This is a genomic window from Psychrobacter sp. NPDC078501 (assembly GCF_044900935.1).
Taxonomy (GTDB): Bacteria; Pseudomonadota; Gammaproteobacteria; order Pseudomonadales; family Moraxellaceae; genus Psychrobacter.
Map to the genome: position 1 here is coordinate 1 of NZ_JBJDOS010000016.1, position 14,708 is coordinate 14,708.

15 protein-coding genes and 1 pseudogene are annotated in these 14,708 nt (G+C 41.0%); 10 read left to right on the plus strand and 6 right to left on the minus strand.

Features of this window, described 5'->3' with window-relative positions:
- The 3 genes and pseudogenes from ACI2IW_RS13600 to ACI2IW_RS13610 all read left to right on the plus strand — a co-directional run.
- Window positions 1–872 (plus strand): efflux RND transporter periplasmic adaptor subunit (locus tag ACI2IW_RS13600; RefSeq protein WP_404693939.1); only part of this gene is annotated, 872 nt, incomplete at its 5' end.
- Window positions 862–4,002 carry an efflux RND transporter permease subunit gene (locus ACI2IW_RS13605; protein ID WP_186475555.1) on the plus strand — a complete coding sequence of 1,047 codons (3,141 nt, stop codon included), beginning with the start codon at window positions 862–864 and terminating at the stop codon, window positions 4,000–4,002. The genes ACI2IW_RS13600 and ACI2IW_RS13605, both read left to right, overlap by 11 nt.
- A gap of 86 nt (window positions 4,003–4,088) precedes the next feature.
- Window positions 4,089–4,199: pseudogene (locus tag ACI2IW_RS13610) on the plus strand (cation transporter); the annotation flags it as partial.
- Here the strand turns inward: ACI2IW_RS13610 and ACI2IW_RS13615 are convergent.
- From ACI2IW_RS13615 to ACI2IW_RS13625, 3 genes are all read right to left on the minus strand, one after another.
- Window positions 4,171–4,467, minus strand: a complete 297-nt coding sequence (locus ACI2IW_RS13615) for a transposase (protein WP_201573885.1) — start codon at window positions 4,465–4,467, stop codon at window positions 4,171–4,173. The pseudogene ACI2IW_RS13610 and the gene ACI2IW_RS13615 sit on opposite strands and share 29 nt — an antisense overlap.
- A gap of 359 nt (window positions 4,468–4,826) precedes the next feature.
- Window positions 4,827–5,942, minus strand: a complete 1,116-nt coding sequence (locus ACI2IW_RS13620) for an ImmA/IrrE family metallo-endopeptidase (RefSeq protein ID WP_201573884.1) — start codon at window positions 5,940–5,942, stop codon at window positions 4,827–4,829.
- 20 nt (window positions 5,943–5,962) lie between these two features.
- A complete protein-coding gene (locus ACI2IW_RS13625) occupies window positions 5,963–6,613 on the minus strand; it encodes a hypothetical protein (RefSeq protein ID WP_201573882.1) in 651 nt (216 codons plus the stop codon).
- A 221-nt stretch (window positions 6,614–6,834) separates the two neighbouring features.
- On the opposite strand from ACI2IW_RS13625, the gene ACI2IW_RS13630 reads away from it, so the two are divergent.
- Together ACI2IW_RS13630 and ACI2IW_RS13635 are read left to right on the plus strand one after the other, a co-directional pair.
- The gene (locus ACI2IW_RS13630) at window positions 6,835–7,044 is read left to right on the plus strand and encodes a hypothetical protein (protein WP_201573880.1); all 210 of its coding nucleotides are present in this window, start codon (window positions 6,835–6,837) and stop codon (window positions 7,042–7,044) included.
- Window positions 7,045–7,081: 37 nt separating this feature from the next.
- Window positions 7,082–7,495, plus strand: coding sequence for a hypothetical protein (locus ACI2IW_RS13635; RefSeq protein WP_201573878.1), 414 nt, complete (start codon window positions 7,082–7,084; stop codon window positions 7,493–7,495).
- Window positions 7,496–7,599: 104 nt separating this feature from the next.
- Here ACI2IW_RS13635 and repM read toward each other — a convergent pair whose 3' ends face one another.
- From repM to ACI2IW_RS13650, 3 genes are all read right to left on the minus strand, one after another.
- Window positions 7,600–8,577: a replication initiation protein RepM gene (gene repM, locus ACI2IW_RS13640; RefSeq protein ID WP_201573876.1), complete on the minus strand. Its 978-nt coding sequence runs from the start codon at window positions 8,575–8,577 to the stop codon at window positions 7,600–7,602.
- A gap of 306 nt (window positions 8,578–8,883) precedes the next feature.
- Entirely contained in the window at window positions 8,884–9,627 is a 744-nt protein-coding gene (locus ACI2IW_RS13645; protein WP_201573874.1) for a hypothetical protein, read from the minus strand.
- Between the two features lie 178 nt (window positions 9,628–9,805).
- Window positions 9,806–11,419 (minus strand): MobA/MobL family protein, encoded by a 1,614-nt coding sequence (locus ACI2IW_RS13650; RefSeq protein ID WP_201573872.1) that lies wholly within the window; start codon window positions 11,417–11,419, stop codon window positions 9,806–9,808.
- Between the two features lie 255 nt (window positions 11,420–11,674).
- Between ACI2IW_RS13650 and ACI2IW_RS13655 the strand changes: the two genes are divergently transcribed.
- The 5 genes from ACI2IW_RS13655 to ACI2IW_RS13675 all read left to right on the plus strand — a co-directional run.
- A complete protein-coding gene (locus ACI2IW_RS13655) occupies window positions 11,675–11,980 on the plus strand; it encodes a mobilization protein MobS (protein WP_201573870.1) in 306 nt (101 codons plus the stop codon).
- Window positions 11,980–12,162 carry a hypothetical protein gene (locus ACI2IW_RS13660; RefSeq protein WP_201573869.1) on the plus strand — a complete coding sequence of 61 codons (183 nt, stop codon included), beginning with the start codon at window positions 11,980–11,982 and terminating at the stop codon, window positions 12,160–12,162. The genes ACI2IW_RS13655 and ACI2IW_RS13660 overlap by 1 nt, the downstream gene beginning before the upstream one ends.
- 301 nt (window positions 12,163–12,463) lie before the next feature.
- Entirely contained in the window at window positions 12,464–12,880 is a 417-nt protein-coding gene (locus ACI2IW_RS13665) for a cation efflux protein, CzcI-like (RefSeq protein WP_404693940.1), read from the plus strand.
- 48 nt (window positions 12,881–12,928) lie between these two features.
- The gene (locus ACI2IW_RS13670; RefSeq protein ID WP_201578551.1) at window positions 12,929–14,254 is read left to right on the plus strand and encodes a TolC family protein; all 1,326 of its coding nucleotides are present in this window, start codon (window positions 12,929–12,931) and stop codon (window positions 14,252–14,254) included.
- Between the two features lies 1 nt (window position 14,255).
- Window positions 14,256–14,708 (plus strand): efflux RND transporter periplasmic adaptor subunit (locus tag ACI2IW_RS13675; protein ID WP_404693941.1); only part of this gene is annotated, 453 nt, incomplete at its 3' end.

Sequence of the window (14,708 nt, forward strand, 5' to 3'; positions counted from 1 at the left end):
ATGTGGCTTTAGGACAGAGCGTGCAAAAAGGACAAACGCTGGCTGTACTAACCGTGCCTGAACTGATCGACCAACAGGCAAATCTGCGTATGGCACAGGTGAATCTGGATTTGGCCCGTAAAGATTACCAGCGCGAACAGCAACTCTGGTCACAGGGGGTTTCTGCCAAACAGGATTACCAGCGTGCCGAAAATGCCTACCGTCAAGCGCAGATTACTGTCCAGTCCTCACAAGCACGTTTAAATGCATTAGGTGCAAGTGGCAATAACAATGGGCGTTTTCTGATTAAAGCACCGATCTCTGGGGTGATCAGTCAAAAAGATATTGTGGTCGGTGAAAATGTGCAACTGGCTAATCAGCTCTTTGTCATTGAACAGCTGAAAGATTTATGGCTTGAGTTTAATTTGCCGAATCAATTCTCAGGTCAACTGCAAGCCGGGCAAAAAATTGACTTTAAAGTGAATGATTCAGATCAAAGCTATAAAGCTACTGTACAAAGCTTAACCTCTCAGGCAGATGTACAAACAGGGCGTCTGGTGGTGCGCGCAAAACTCGATGCGCAAGCTACTGAGTTGCGTTCTAATGTGTTAGTGAGAGTGTTGATTCCGGAAGCTACAGCAAAATCAGCCCTTCGGATTCAAAAGTCTGCGCTGCAAAGTATTGAAGGTGAAGACAGTATTTTCATCGTAGATTCAGAACAAAAAGGTCAAGTCCACTTAAAAGCACAGAAAGTGCAATTGGGGCAGGCTTCAAGTGATGGACAATGGCTTGAAGTGATTTCTGGGCTGACTGAAGGGCAGAAGTATATCGCTCAAGGCAGTTTCTTGTTGAAATCTGAATTAGAAAAAGACGAGGCAGGCCATGGACATTAATTCTGATCTACCAAAACCAGAAGGTTTATTCGAACGAATCATTCAGTTTTCCATACAAAATGCGATTTGGGTGTTGCTCTTTGCCTGTACCTGGATTGCGGTCGGGGTGTATAGCTATCAGAAACTCCCGATTGATGCTGTACCCGATATTACCAATACCCAAGTCCAGATTAATACTCAAGCCAAGGGTTTTACTGCGCTTGAAGTCGAACAGCTGATTACCTATCCCATTGAAAATGCCATGGCTGGCATTCCGGATCTGGAGCTTACCCGTTCCATATCCCGTTATGGACTCTCTCAAGTCACCATTATCTTTAAAGATGGGACTGATATTTATTGGGCCCGTCAGCAGATTAACCAACGGACACAGGAGGCGCAATCTGAGTTGCCTGCACAAATCGCACCGACGATGTCCCCCGTTTCTACGGGTCTCGGTGAGATTTATCAATGGGTACTGAAGGCAGATCCGAATGCGAAAAAGCCGGATGGAACTGCATACACGCCGATGGATTTGCGTGAGATTCAGGACTGGATTGTGCGTCCTCAACTGCAACGTGTTAAGGGAGTTGCAGAGGTCAACAGTATTGGTGGTTTTGAAAAAACCTATGTGGTCTCTCCCGATTTAAACCGGATGCAGCAACTGAATATCTCATTAGAACAACTGCAACAGGCTTTAGCGCAAAATAATGAGAACCGAGGTGCAGGTTATATTGAAGACAATGGTCAGCAACTGACGGTACGTGTACCGGGTGCATTCAATGGGCTTTCTGATATTGAGAACACCATGCTGGGTAGCCCAAATGGCAGCCCAATTCGGGTTGGTGATATTGCGCAAGTCTCTATTGGGCATGATTTAAGAACCGGTGGGGCAACCTATAACGGCAAAGAAACCGTTTTAGGGGTTGTCATGATGGCGATGGGTGGAAATAGCCAGACTGTTTCTAAAGCTGTGGATGCCAAGCTTCAAGATATTCAGAATAGTTTGCCTAAAGGGGTAGTGATTGAAACGGTGTACGACCGTACTATCTTGGTTGAGAAGGCGATTAAAACCGTTCAGAAAAACTTGGTAGAGGGAGCAATCCTGGTCATCATCATTCTGTTCCTGTTTTTAGGGAATATCCGTGCTGCCTTGATTACTGCCTGTGTCATTCCACTCTCTATGCTGTTTACCTTAACCGGGATGGCACAGCAAAATATCAGTGCCAATCTGATGAGTTTAGGTGCACTCGATTTCGGCATCATTGTCGATGGTGCTGTGGTGATTGTCGAAAACTGTATCCGGCGTTTAGCCCATACACAGCAACTGTTAAAACGACCTCTCACACAAAGTGAACGCTTTAAGGAAGTTTTTCTGGCTGCCCGCCAAGCACGTCGTCCTCTTATTTTTGGTCAGCTTATTATTTTGGTGGTGTATTTGCCGATTTTTGCTTTAAGTGGTGTGGAAGCAAAAATGTTCCATCCGATGGCATTGGCAGTGGTACTCGCCCTTGTTGCAGCCATTATTTTATCGATCACCTTTGTGCCTGCTGCTGTGGCATTGTGGGTCAAAGGCGATATTCAAGAAAAAGAAAGTCGTTGGATGTTATGGCTAAAAGCTAAATATCAGCAAACTCTTGATATTTCGTATCAATACAAAGCAGTTGTGCTGACTTTTGCACTGTGTTTATTAGTGATTACGGGATTTATCAGTACCAAACTCGGCAGTGAATTTGCACCACAGCTCAGTGAAGGAGACTTTGCGATACAACAGTTACGTTCACCAAGTACAGGCTTAGAAGAGTCTTTACGTATTCAGGAGAATACTGAAAAACTTCTTTTAAAGAGTTTCCCTGAAATTAAGGCAGTATTTGCCAGAACGGGTACAGCCGAGGTTGCAACAGATGTCATGCCACCCAATATTTCAGATGGCTATATCATGTTAAAGCCTCGTTCAGAATGGCCAAATCCTAAAGAAAGTTTAGATGAATTACGTGGCCGTATGGTGACGTATTTAGCCACGATTCCAGGCAATAATAGTGAATTTTCACAACCGATTGAACTCCGATTTAATGAATTGATCTCAGGTGTGCGTAGTGATGTTGGTGTGAAAATCTTCGGTGATGATATGAATGTCCTCAATACTGAGGCGACTAAAATCTCCAAAATCATTCAGCAAATATCGGGTAGCAGTGCCGTGAAAGTTGAGCAGACCTCAGGTTTGCCATTACTGAATGTCGAGGTAAATAAAACTTTGGCTGCACAATATGGTTTGAGTGTGCGTTCAATTCAAGACCTTGTGGCAACCAATATTGGTGGACAAAGCGTGGGAGAGATTTTAGAAGGCGATCGTCGTTTTGATTTTGTTATCCGTCTTGGAGAGCAAGACCGTAGTGTCGCATCTGTTTCCCAGTTACCTATTCAGCTTCCAAATGGTGGCAGTATTTTATTGTCGGATGTCGCGCAAGTCTCGACCATTGAAGGAATCAACCAAGTCAGTCGAGAAAATGGTAAACGCCGAGTTGTGGTTACAACGAATGTTGAAGGGCGTGATTTAGGGTCTTTTGTTTCTGATGTACAGACACAGCTCAAAGCATACACTTTGCCAAGTGGTTATTGGATAGAATATGGCGGTCAGTTTGAAAATTTGGCTTCAGCCAAAGCACGGATGCAAATCGTGATTCCACTGGCTTTAATCACTATCTTTATTTTACTGATGGCGGTCTTTCACAATGTCAAAGAAAGTCTATTGGTCTTTACCGGGATACCCTTTGCCTTGACCGGTGGTGTGCTGTTCCTTTGGCTAAGGGATATTCCATTATCGATGTCAGCTGGAATTGGCTTTATTGCCTTATCTGGTGTTGCAGTCCTCAATGGACTGGTAATGCTGACCTTTATTAAGGAATTAAGGGACAAATATCCAGTGCATAAAGCCGTGTGGCAAGGGGCTATTTTGCGCTTAAGACCAGTGTTGATGACAGCTTGTGTGGCTTCACTGGGTTTTGTACCAATGGCGCTGGCAACCGGAACAGGGGCTGAGGTTCAACGGCCACTGGCAACCGTAGTGATTGGCGGGATTATCTCTTCAACATTACTAACTTTGGTGCTGTTACCCGTGCTTTATCGTTGGATAAATGAAAAAAAAGTTTCTTAATCCAATAGATTAGTCGATTTACAGCAGAGATATTGGCTGTTATCCAATATCTCTGCTCATCATAAATAGAATAAGGAAAATATTTTATGTCAGAACATCATGATCATAGCCATGCGGTTGTTACTGAAGAAAATAGTAAGAAGTTAATGGTTGCCTTAGGTTTAACGACTACTTTTTTAATAGTAGAAGTTGTCGCTCAAAGCTACTGTCGCGGTCTCTTGGGGTGGAGATCTCAAGCTCGCCTGTGTCGCTACGGACTCTCTTTTTAGTGTGCCCATTGCGCTTATTAGGCCTGTCTGCCTTTTCATGCTTGGGGTAGCCGAGATGCTCTTCCATTTCTGCTTCTAAGGCAGTGTCGATGAAGGACTGCATGAGCTGCTTTTGAAAGTCTTTGATGTCATCGAAGCTTTTCATGCTGCTGGCCATTTGCTCAGCCAGTTTCTTGATGTCAGATTGGTTAGTCATTGCTTATTCTCCTGTTAGTGGATTATAAGCAGTTACACAGAGTTTGGGAAACTCCCGGAGATCAAGATGCTCAATACCATCTCGGTACGATATATCTCTCAAATCAAAAAAAGATTACCAACTAAAAAATCATTCTCATGTCGTGTAATCGGATTAAATATTAATTAGGATAAGACGTTAATTTTGTAGGTTATACCCTAAGGGAACCACCTATTTCACCCTTCAAACCTATTAACAGACCACCTAAAACAGACCGTCATAAGAGAACCGTTTATAATAGACTGCCCAATAGTATATAGTGTTAACTAATATTACTGACCCCTACCATTCACTTAAATAATAGTAGGGGAAGAAGCTTGTTATATTAACAACCTTAGTTTTTGTCTACGTTGTATGTCCGAATTACCAAGCATACCCATAGGTAGAATACATAACTCTTCTAAGTCTTCAGCACTATAAAACGTACGATCTATAATATCTTCCTTCTGAAAACCACCTTCTGATAAAAGAAGTTTGATTGTGTTATACATCAATTCTGGTTTTTCAACTTCAAAATCATCATCATAAGGCTCACCATAGCGCCATTTTCTGTAGCTATAATTTCTAAATAATCTAGTTTTATGATCATCATCTATTAGACCTAATGAGTGATTTCTCATAATTAATGCAGCTACAGAACTACCCCAATAACGCTTCTCTATTAATAAGTTTTCTAAAGTTATATTACGATAACTAAGAGACAGGGACGCACTTGGCATCAATAGACAGGAAGCAAAGTGGTTTGCTTGCTGCTCAATCTCTTTATGACCAATAGATTCACAATCTTTATCACTTAAGTTTTTATGGAGTATGATGTGACCAAGCTCATGAGCATTATCAAAGCGGTTTCTAAAATAGTTGTTTTTATCTTTAGCTACAAGAATATAAGGTCTATCATTGATCCACGTTGAAACGCCATCCATATCGTCTGAATTTAACCAGTCTTTAGTTATCATCACACCAGATGACTCTAATAACCTTGTTAAATTCTTGATCGGACGTCTCCCTAGCTTCCATAATTTGCGTTGCTCTTCTGCTAACTCCTCAATTCTTTTATATGTGATGTTTACGGCCTCTATTTTATTAGGAGACTGCACAATATTTAATTTTGGATAATCAACCCACTGCTCAAGCGTTTTAGTAATTTCATAAAAAAAAGCTAGCCGAGCTTTTGCCTTATAACGCGCTGAAATATCAGTTTTCTTTAAAGATCGAAATTGATATACACCTTTATACTCTGGTAACTTCAATGAAAACCAACGTTCAGACATATTTAGTTCTTTTGATATTTTAACTAGCGCTTCAGCTGGAGGTAGATTGGAACCTGATTCCCAGCGAGATATCATTGAAGGCGAATAGCCTATTTTATTTGCTAATTCTTCTTGATTAATACGTCTGGCACTTCTTGCCAGAACTAATCGTTCTGGTTTGAACATTTTATTAAACCTCTTTATTGTTAACCTAAACGTCTATCTAGATCTTTTAGAGTTGCCTTAAGCACTGATTTTGCTGCTTCTGGCTCATATTCTTCATCATCTAGAACACGATAAGTATCTAAAACTGCTTCATAAGGGATTGCCATATGAACAAACTTCAAGTCAGAACTTGGAAGTAAGAATTTAAGATCGACTTTTTGTTCATCATCTACAGATACGTCTAATATTAGAAAAATAGCGTCTTCGTTACTGGACTCGAGTTCATCTAGTTTATCGAATAAGTCTGGGGTTGATGGCTCATAAGCCTTGTTCTGAATAGAGAAATCTTTTAAATAGTTAGCCTTACGATAACTATCAATAGTATTAGACCTTCTAGGTACAATAGTAAATGATGGCAGCCTCATAACAGGGTATATACCACCTTTAGGCTCTGTGTTTTCTAATCTATAGAAAATATTGTTATCGAGGGCATCTTGAACCCCTTGTATAACAGAAAAATAGATACCATTACAGATAGCTAATTTTCTAATAACTTCATTACTGAAAGCATCTTCTGCGTACCTAAAATGTGTCGCAACAGCAGCTAATATCGAGTCTCTTAAAGACATTAATGTTGACTCATCAAGTTCACGTGCAAGCAACGTGGTAATTATGTCCCTGTACTTAGTCATCTTATCTCCAATAATATACAAATGCACAATTTGGAATTTTATTACATAAACTTGCATAAGACAATGTGATATCTGCTATTTATATTTGTTTTTTAGAGAGGAGACCAGTAGAGGTGTTTAGGAAATAAGTATATTGATATATCTATTACACTAAACAGATTGTATAAGAGCGTAGTTATACCTATACTGCACTGTATAAGAACTGTCGAGAGGACTGATCTATGGACGCTATAAAATGTGATAGCGCTTTTAACGTAAACTATCAAATTACAACAAATTTAAAGCCGAGTTATTATGTGATGAACAATCCTGTCACTATTGATATTGATCGTCTACAGAAAGCTATTGATGCTCCGCGTTATCAAATAGCTGAAGAAGATTACGAAAGTGTAGACAAAATTCGAGAAGCACTGTTAGCTTTAGCTCCGTAAGCATAGTTGCATATTCAATATTATATTTAATAAATAAATGTCTAATAAAAAAGAAATTAAGTATAAAATATCTTACGGAATAGAATTCCTTAAAGAGTATCCCAATTATCCTAGAGACCAGCAAAATGCTATTGGCCTGTTCTTAAAAGTATTTAAAGAGCATGGTTTAAAAGACTTCTCTAAATTTGAAGGAAAAATAGGTCCCTCTTGGAAAAATGTTGATAAAGACAACCCTGTCTATAAATTTACTAGAGGTAATAACCTTTGGCATTACCATGTTGGCATACCTGATTATAAACAGAGTAAATATTATGATTATAAAACCTCTGACTACATATTACATTTTATGCTTTTAGATAACCGAAAAGAAATTGTAGTAATAGACATTACTCCCCATCACGATAGTTATAATAATTTTTGGCTTCCAAGACCTAATTATTTAATTTACTGAAAAAGAGTCTAACATCCTGTTAGACTCTTTTTTTAATCTTCTAATAACAAAGAATAATAGCATCATGGTAAAGCAAACAAACCATCATAGTAAAACCAATAATGCTATCTTGAAAAATCATAGTCTTCTTCGTTCCCATCTAAATACTCGCGTATAGGACGTTTTTTACTGAATTTAGAGGCGTCTTTCTTAATCTCACCAACTATAAAATCACTATAAGCTGACCAGTTCTTACCAGCGTCGCCTTTAGCAAGACCGCTATATGTACTTATAAACTCTTTATGCCGACTGATGCGCCACAGCTGCTTGTCAGACAATCCATCTATAGTGAACATATCACCGTTATCAACATCGCGAGCCTCAGCTACCTGTTTAGCCTTAGGTTTCGATTTCTCACGAACTACAAACTTAAAGCCTACTATCGTAGTAGCCTTTTTTTCTTGGGTGTAACTAACTTTTATATCTGTCTTTTCGTTAATTTCTTTTATAGACGACTCTAGAACACGGCGTTTGAAGTCACTCATGCGTTTGTAGTCAGTAACCCCTAAACCAAGCTGCTCTCTGAAAGTCTCTAATTCAAATAACGGGGTTTTCCGAGCTTCACGCCACTGTATGAGAAGCTCGTAAAGTCTTACAGCATATAAGCTTTTTAACTGTGCCGTCTGCTCTAGAGTATATTTTGTGAAGAACTGTTCAATTCCATGAATACGCGTGATTTCATTAACAACAGCAGGGGTAAATATCACCTCTATCGCTCCCTCACCGTCAATATATGTAGCTTGACTGATCCAACGTGATTTAACTTTAAGAGCACGTTCATCCATAAAAGTGAAGCGACGCTCAAACAAGTTAGCTTCTGCATCTATAAGCGCCTCATAAGCAGTTTGTTTAGAGACTTCAAAAACTTCAGCGTATCTCATAGCGTCTATTCTTAATGGGGTATCAGAACTAAGACCTTTGTTTTGCTCTCTACTATCAATAATAGCTAACTGTATTAATCTAATCTCAGCCAGAGATAAATTCTGAATCGCTGTATTAAGACGATTCGATTTTACTACCAATTCGGTCTTGTCATTTTTCATAGCTAGCACCATTAGAAACATATAACGACATAATATAATATAGACTTTTTATAGTCAAATAATTACTTGTCGTCATACGGGTAGGAATTTGTCGTCATACGGGTAGGAATTTGTCGTCATACGGGTAGGAATTTGTCGTCATACGGGTAGGAATTTGTCGTCATACTATCTCTGTAAGCTTTATACTGTATAGTCTGTAGCGATCTTAAAAGCATTTAAAAGCATTTAAAAGCATTAAAAGCTTTTTGGTTGTGGATAAGCTTAAAAAACAAAGGGCTATTTTTAATGGTTGATTTAGGAAGTAAGTTACTTAAATTTGCATAGCTTTGATTGGCTATAGAACGAACTCTTCTCATCTTCAAAACAGTCTTTGGGATCAATCCTCGCATAGTGACCATCTTGTCCACTTATTTTGACAATGTTATGAGCCACACCAGCCTTTTCCAGATATTGATAATCATCTTGACGTTTTGCTATCTCGCTTTTGCTAGGAATAAACAGCCAAGCTGCTCCAGAGGCTAATGCTAATACCACAACAACCATAACGACCAAAGTTAGTATTAATTGACGGCCAAACTCTCGCTTAACGTTATCCAGCATCTGCTTGGAGGCATCTATATTTAGCTCAGCTATCTTGTCTTTAGTATCGTCAAGGTTACTAGCAACACTGGTAACAGAGGTCTGTATCTTCACTAAATCTTTATTAAGCAGCTTTGTTGTTTTTAAGAACGTATCACTCGCATCAGTGATGTGCTTAGTGAAGCCTTCATCAATACGCTTGTGATAGTTGTTTTCATTGGTTTTAAAGACGCTAGCGATCTCTTTGTTAATGGCTTCAACAAATTCAGTTTGCAGTAAGGTTTCTTTGTTTTGATAGGTCTTTAACAGTGAGGTCAGTTCCTTTGCCCAATTAGCAATCTCTTGCGCTTGTTTAAAATGCGCGTGGTTTAAGTTTGAGCTGTCAATCAGCTGCTTATCTATTTTTTTGGTATACGTTTGAAGCGTAATTAGTAGGTCTTCTAATGAAATAGAGAGGTCTTTTTCTGGCATGGATCGTTCCTAGTCGCTAATTGTGATGCTATTTGGCCTCTAAATGGCGCTGTGGGCGTTTTTAGGGTGGTTTATACGTTATTGGTACCCTAGCATCAAAATGGCGCTGTGGGATGCCTGAGAAGCCTCTGAGGTGATTCTATGCGACCGTCAGTGTCGTTTAGTATTGCTTGTGGGCTTAAAAGCCAGGACTCATGCCTCGGCTGCGGTTGATATCACGGCTATAACCGGTGATTTCAGTGGATACCGTTCGCATTTGGCGCTGGTGTTCGGGGCTGAGGGCGCTTTGTTGTCGATCTTTGATGTCATCAAAGACGCGCTCTAAGGCTTTGGTGTGTGCTTTTCTTGTCGATAGGTCGCTTATAGACTTGATGTGATCAAGCAGCTGCTGGCTGTGGCCGATAATGTGGCTGCCAATTTCATGCTGTTCACGGTCTGCAAGCTGTTTTTGGTGGTCAGTGGTACTCGGCTCACTGCGGTAGCGCTGCCATGCGCTCATTTGCTGATCAAGATGCAGGAGGGTCATGAGGTGTTGGCCAAAGTCGCTTTTTTGGTCGATGATTTTTAGAAGTCTGTGCTGATCCGATAGTCCTTGATGCGAGATATAATCGTGTTGCGCCTTAAAGCCGGCTTCTTCTTCTGCTCTTTTGGCGCGTTGCTGCTCACGCTTTGCTTGACGCGCTTCTTCTTGCGCTAATAGGCGCTCACGCTCCTTTTGGTCGGCCATGTCACGCTGCTGCTGAGCAATACGCTCTTTTTCAAGCGCCTCAGCGGCATCGATTGCAATCTGGCGCTGAATACGTACCTGTTTGACGCGCTCAACCACTGATTCAGCTTGCTCTAGCTCGTCATTGCTCACGTTACTGGGTTTATATTCAGGCGTAGGCGCTGCTGGGACGATAAATAACTTACTTTCACGCAGATCGGCAAGTTCGCGTGTCCGTACTAGACGGTTGCGCTCATTGATCATCAGGTTAATCTTACCTCTGATTGTGGCCGGTGTTTCGTCTATCTCGTAAACCTCACCTTTCTTGTTTGCTTGTTCTGCTTTTTCTCGCTCACTCTCGTATTTGTCACGCTCTAGCTTGGTTGCAACGCTACCCATCTTGATTTGCGGCTCAATATCTTTGCCTTGATCGGCATAGCTGCGCGAATCAATCAGCTCATGGTCATATTCGGCCAGTTTCTCATTAGCGATCTGCTCCCACAGTTGCCGTACTTCTTTGATTTCAACATTGACGCGCTCCATGCCAAGCTCACGCCGCTTATTATCGGACAGCTCAATGGTCGCCTTATCGGTCAATACAATCTCGTTATTATCGTTAAGCTCAGCGGTACGCGTGGTAAACATGATATGGGCGTGGAAGTTGCGAGGGTCTGCCCCTCGATCAATCTCTTTTTGAGTTGGTTTGTGAATGGCGCAATCGGCAATCGTACCGTAACGATCCGCAAGCGTTTGGGCGAACTGGTGCGCGATGGATTTTCGGTCTTCTGCGCTTAACTCATGCGGCAGATTAACCAGCCATTCGCGAGCCACACGCGCATCTTTACGCTTCTCGGCAAACTCCGCTTTGTTCCATAAATCACTACGATCAATATCAGCGCCCGTAGCAGCCAATGCTGTCGGCAAAATAATATCCGCACTCATCACGCCATGCTTTTTTGAGTAATCATGAGTTTTGCCATAGCGCTTATCGTCAAGCTCAACACCAGCGCGATAGCTCGCAGAAGCAACGGCACTTTGTCCACTGCTGCGAGATATGGATTTGGTCGATGCGATAAAAATAGCCATTTCTACAAGCTCTGTTTTCAGGTTTTTAACATTGCGTCTTTTTGCAATGTTGGGGGTGTGGGGGCGTGCCCCTGCCGATGTTTTGATTTTATAAATGTGTGACCGTAGGGAATAAACATTTGTAAAGTCGAAAACTCGCACTTAGTCAGTGGGACGCAACCATCCGTCAAATAACTATATCATAAACTGTTGTTAGGATTTAGCGAAGTTGGTATAGTCGGGTAAATAGATAATTTAATAGTTTAAGGATTTGATATGAGCTTACTTGGTGGTAATGATTTGAAAGAGCAGCAGAAGATTAATGATCTTGAGCTTAAAATAAATAGAGAGAAGCAGAAGTTAGATAAGAAGCTAACACGACAAAAAATACTACTGGGTGCTTTTCTTGTAGATGCTTTAGAGAAAGATTCAGTGGAGGGTTTAAAGAAATACACAGCTGATAATCTGCTAGATTTTTTGAGCAGACAGACGGATAAGGATTTAATGGCGGACTTGGTAAAAGGGCTTGGCGGTAAGGTTGATACTGGGAATAACGATGAAAACAAGATAAAGGAAGGTTAATGGATAACGATTTACTTAAGAAGTATCGTGAGTATGCAAATTCTGATGAAGCTTGTGCTGTACTTTTTGTAAAACAGAATCTCTCACAATCAGAAGGGCATTGGGTTGATATAATCAATTGCCAACGTTATGAGATGTCTGATTGGTTAGTCATTGCTTATTCTCCTGTTAGTGGATTATAAGCAGTTACACAAAGTTTGGGAAACTCTCATGGAAATTGCCTTTTGAGTTTGAAGCAATGTACAATGATAAGATTAACCCGTTAGGTCAGGTGGCCTAACTTAAATAAAAAGTCTCCGACAAACCCGGTACGGTTCACTATCTATTGTTATTCTTACCTGAAATTGATGTGAGCTTATAGAGACAAGGTAAATTTGCAAAAGTGCCGGCTATTCAGTGTTCATTGAATGTTTAATTTAATTTATTAAGCTTGACCTTGGAGTGGCTCTAAGCCTTATACTTGGTACAAATTTTTCGGTTGTTATGATGATGCGTTCTACTACATGGATTACAGTCTTGGTTGGATTGTTCATGTTCCAAAGCTTTTGGAATGTGGCGGCGGCCTTTTGTGTCCATGAACAACAGCCTCAATCACAGCAGAGTTATCATTTTGGTCATCACCAAAATACCTTGTGTGCCAGCGATAGTCGTCAACACGATCATAATGGACAGTCAGAAAACATAAAAACATTCAGTAGCGATTTAGAAATCGGTGAAGATCATCAAGATCATCTACCATCGATGATGCATTTGATTGTACAAAATGAAAAAGTAGATGTGTTTCATCCAAGCTCTGAAGTTAAAGTGAATCCACAATTTCATTGGAAAAACAGCTATCAGGCTCCTGACCTGTTTCAACAAAGCTCACCTCCCGAATTTTCCCCGCTCATGGTGGGGTAGCCTAAAACATTCCCACCACTTTTATTATTTAAATAAGTGGGAAAAATCATGTCTTCACAATCAATTATACTCTTGCGTCATAGCTTGGTTGCTTGTATATGTGCAGCGGCTATGCAATATAGCTATGCTGAAAACGTTACCAGCTTTGAATCCGCTTTAGCAAAAGTACAAAGTTACCAGACTCAAGACAAGCCGTGGCAACAAGTTCAGCAAATATCTGAATTGAATATTCAGCAAAGTCGGTTATGGCAGAATCCAAGTATAAGTTTAGAACAGTCTGGCTTTGGCTCAGGTCAAGAACAGGAATTCAATGTTGGCGTTAGTCAACCTCTAGATCTATTTGGTCAGCGTAAGCTGAACCGGGTGATTGCCAATACCTCGAATCAACAAATCCAATTGCAACAGCAATTATGGAAGGCACAAAGCCAACTGATTGTTAAATTTGCATGGTCGCAATTTGCACTTGCTGAGGTTGAGCAGTCTGCTTATTCAGTACAGTTAAAAACAAGTAAAGTCAATCTGGACAGTGCCCAGAAACGCTATCAGGCAGGCAGTATTGCCCTGGTTGATTTTGAGCGTGCCCAAATTGAAGCGCTAGAAATCCAACGACTTTATGAGCAAGCGATGCTGAATAAACAAGCTGCCGGTCGTCAGCTGTCTAATTTGTGGGGGGGAGAAACATCTTCACATCTTCAATTGAATAAAACCGCTATCCCTTGGCCAGAGCAAAGTCTCCAAACTGTGCAACGGTATATTGCTGAAGGGTGGCTAGAAAAATTCTATGCCTTGAACATTCAGCAATCGGATCATCAAATTGAAAATTTAAGAATTCAGGCACGTCCCAATCCGACTTTAAATGTAGGCATGAAACGTAGCAAAACCCCTAATGAAAGCAACGATACGACTTTAGTAATCGGCGTGGCTATTCCACTGAATATTTTCAATCGCCAGCAATATGCGATCCCGATGGTCCAGCAACAGCAAATATTGCTGAACCAACAGCAGCAGCGTGAGCTGAAGCAACAAATACTCGATATTGCCAACAGCATGCATCAGCTCAAAGGTTTACGTAGCCAGTTCGATGCCACAACAGCACAAGTTACTTTGGCGACCAAAGTTCAGAGCCGTACTTTACTAGGGTTTCAGGCAGGGAAACTGTCCATTACCGACGTTCAGCAAGCAACCACCCAACTGCAGAATCTTCGATTGGGTCAATTACAAACTCTACGTCAAGCTTGGCAAACTGCCCTAGCAGCTGAGGCACTCAGTATTGGCACAAGTTATGAAGAAATTAGCCGTTCGGATGCCTATACACAACTGAATAAAAAGGCAGTCGAAGCATCGCAAAATTTAATCAATGGGGGAGCACGATAAAATGAACGCCAAGCAAAACGGAAAAATATCCCAGTCTCTCATGATTGCAATTTTGATTCTGATTACGGTCTTGGTCAGTCTGGCTATTTGGTTAAGTTCAAAAAAAACTGAATCTGAGGGGCGTGGTTATGATGAGGGAAATGCCGAATATTCTGATGAAGATAGTTCTGAAGAAGGACATGCTGAAGAAGGCGAAATACAACTGACCAGCCAACAAATGGTTGAACAAGGTTTAAAAGTTGCTGTTGCATCCACAGGATTGGTTGAAAAGCTGACAACCCTGCCAGGTAAATTGGTGGTGAATACCGATCAACAAGCGCATATATCGCCTAATTTTAGTGGTTATGTCGAGCAGATCAATGTGGCTTTAGGACAGAGCGTGCAAAAAGGACAAACGCTGGCTGTACTAACCGTGCCTGAACTGATCGACCAACAGGCAAATCTGCGTATGGCA

Coding starts and splice junctions, on each gene's coding strand:
- ACI2IW_RS13605 (WP_186475555.1), top strand. CDS start 862: ATGGACATTAATTCTGATCTACCAAAACCAGAAGGTTTATTCGAACGA.
- ACI2IW_RS13615 (WP_201573885.1), bottom strand. CDS start 4,467: ATGACTAACCAATCTGACATCAAGAAACTGGCTGAGCAAATGGCCAGC.
- ACI2IW_RS13620 (WP_201573884.1), bottom strand. CDS start 5,942: ATGTTCAAACCAGAACGATTAGTTCTGGCAAGAAGTGCCAGACGTATT.
- ACI2IW_RS13625 (WP_201573882.1), bottom strand. CDS start 6,613: ATGACTAAGTACAGGGACATAATTACCACGTTGCTTGCACGTGAACTT.
- ACI2IW_RS13630 (WP_201573880.1), top strand. CDS start 6,835: ATGGACGCTATAAAATGTGATAGCGCTTTTAACGTAAACTATCAAATT.
- ACI2IW_RS13635 (WP_201573878.1), top strand. CDS start 7,082: ATGTCTAATAAAAAAGAAATTAAGTATAAAATATCTTACGGAATAGAA.
- repM (WP_201573876.1), bottom strand. CDS start 8,577: ATGAAAAATGACAAGACCGAATTGGTAGTAAAATCGAATCGTCTTAAT.
- ACI2IW_RS13645 (WP_201573874.1), bottom strand. CDS start 9,627: ATGCCAGAAAAAGACCTCTCTATTTCATTAGAAGACCTACTAATTACG.
- ACI2IW_RS13650 (WP_201573872.1), bottom strand. CDS start 11,419: ATGGCTATTTTTATCGCATCGACCAAATCCATATCTCGCAGCAGTGGA.
- ACI2IW_RS13655 (WP_201573870.1), top strand. CDS start 11,675: ATGAGCTTACTTGGTGGTAATGATTTGAAAGAGCAGCAGAAGATTAAT.
- ACI2IW_RS13660 (WP_201573869.1), top strand. CDS start 11,980: ATGGATAACGATTTACTTAAGAAGTATCGTGAGTATGCAAATTCTGAT.
- ACI2IW_RS13665 (WP_404693940.1), top strand. CDS start 12,464: ATGATGATGCGTTCTACTACATGGATTACAGTCTTGGTTGGATTGTTC.
- ACI2IW_RS13670 (WP_201578551.1), top strand. CDS start 12,929: ATGTCTTCACAATCAATTATACTCTTGCGTCATAGCTTGGTTGCTTGT.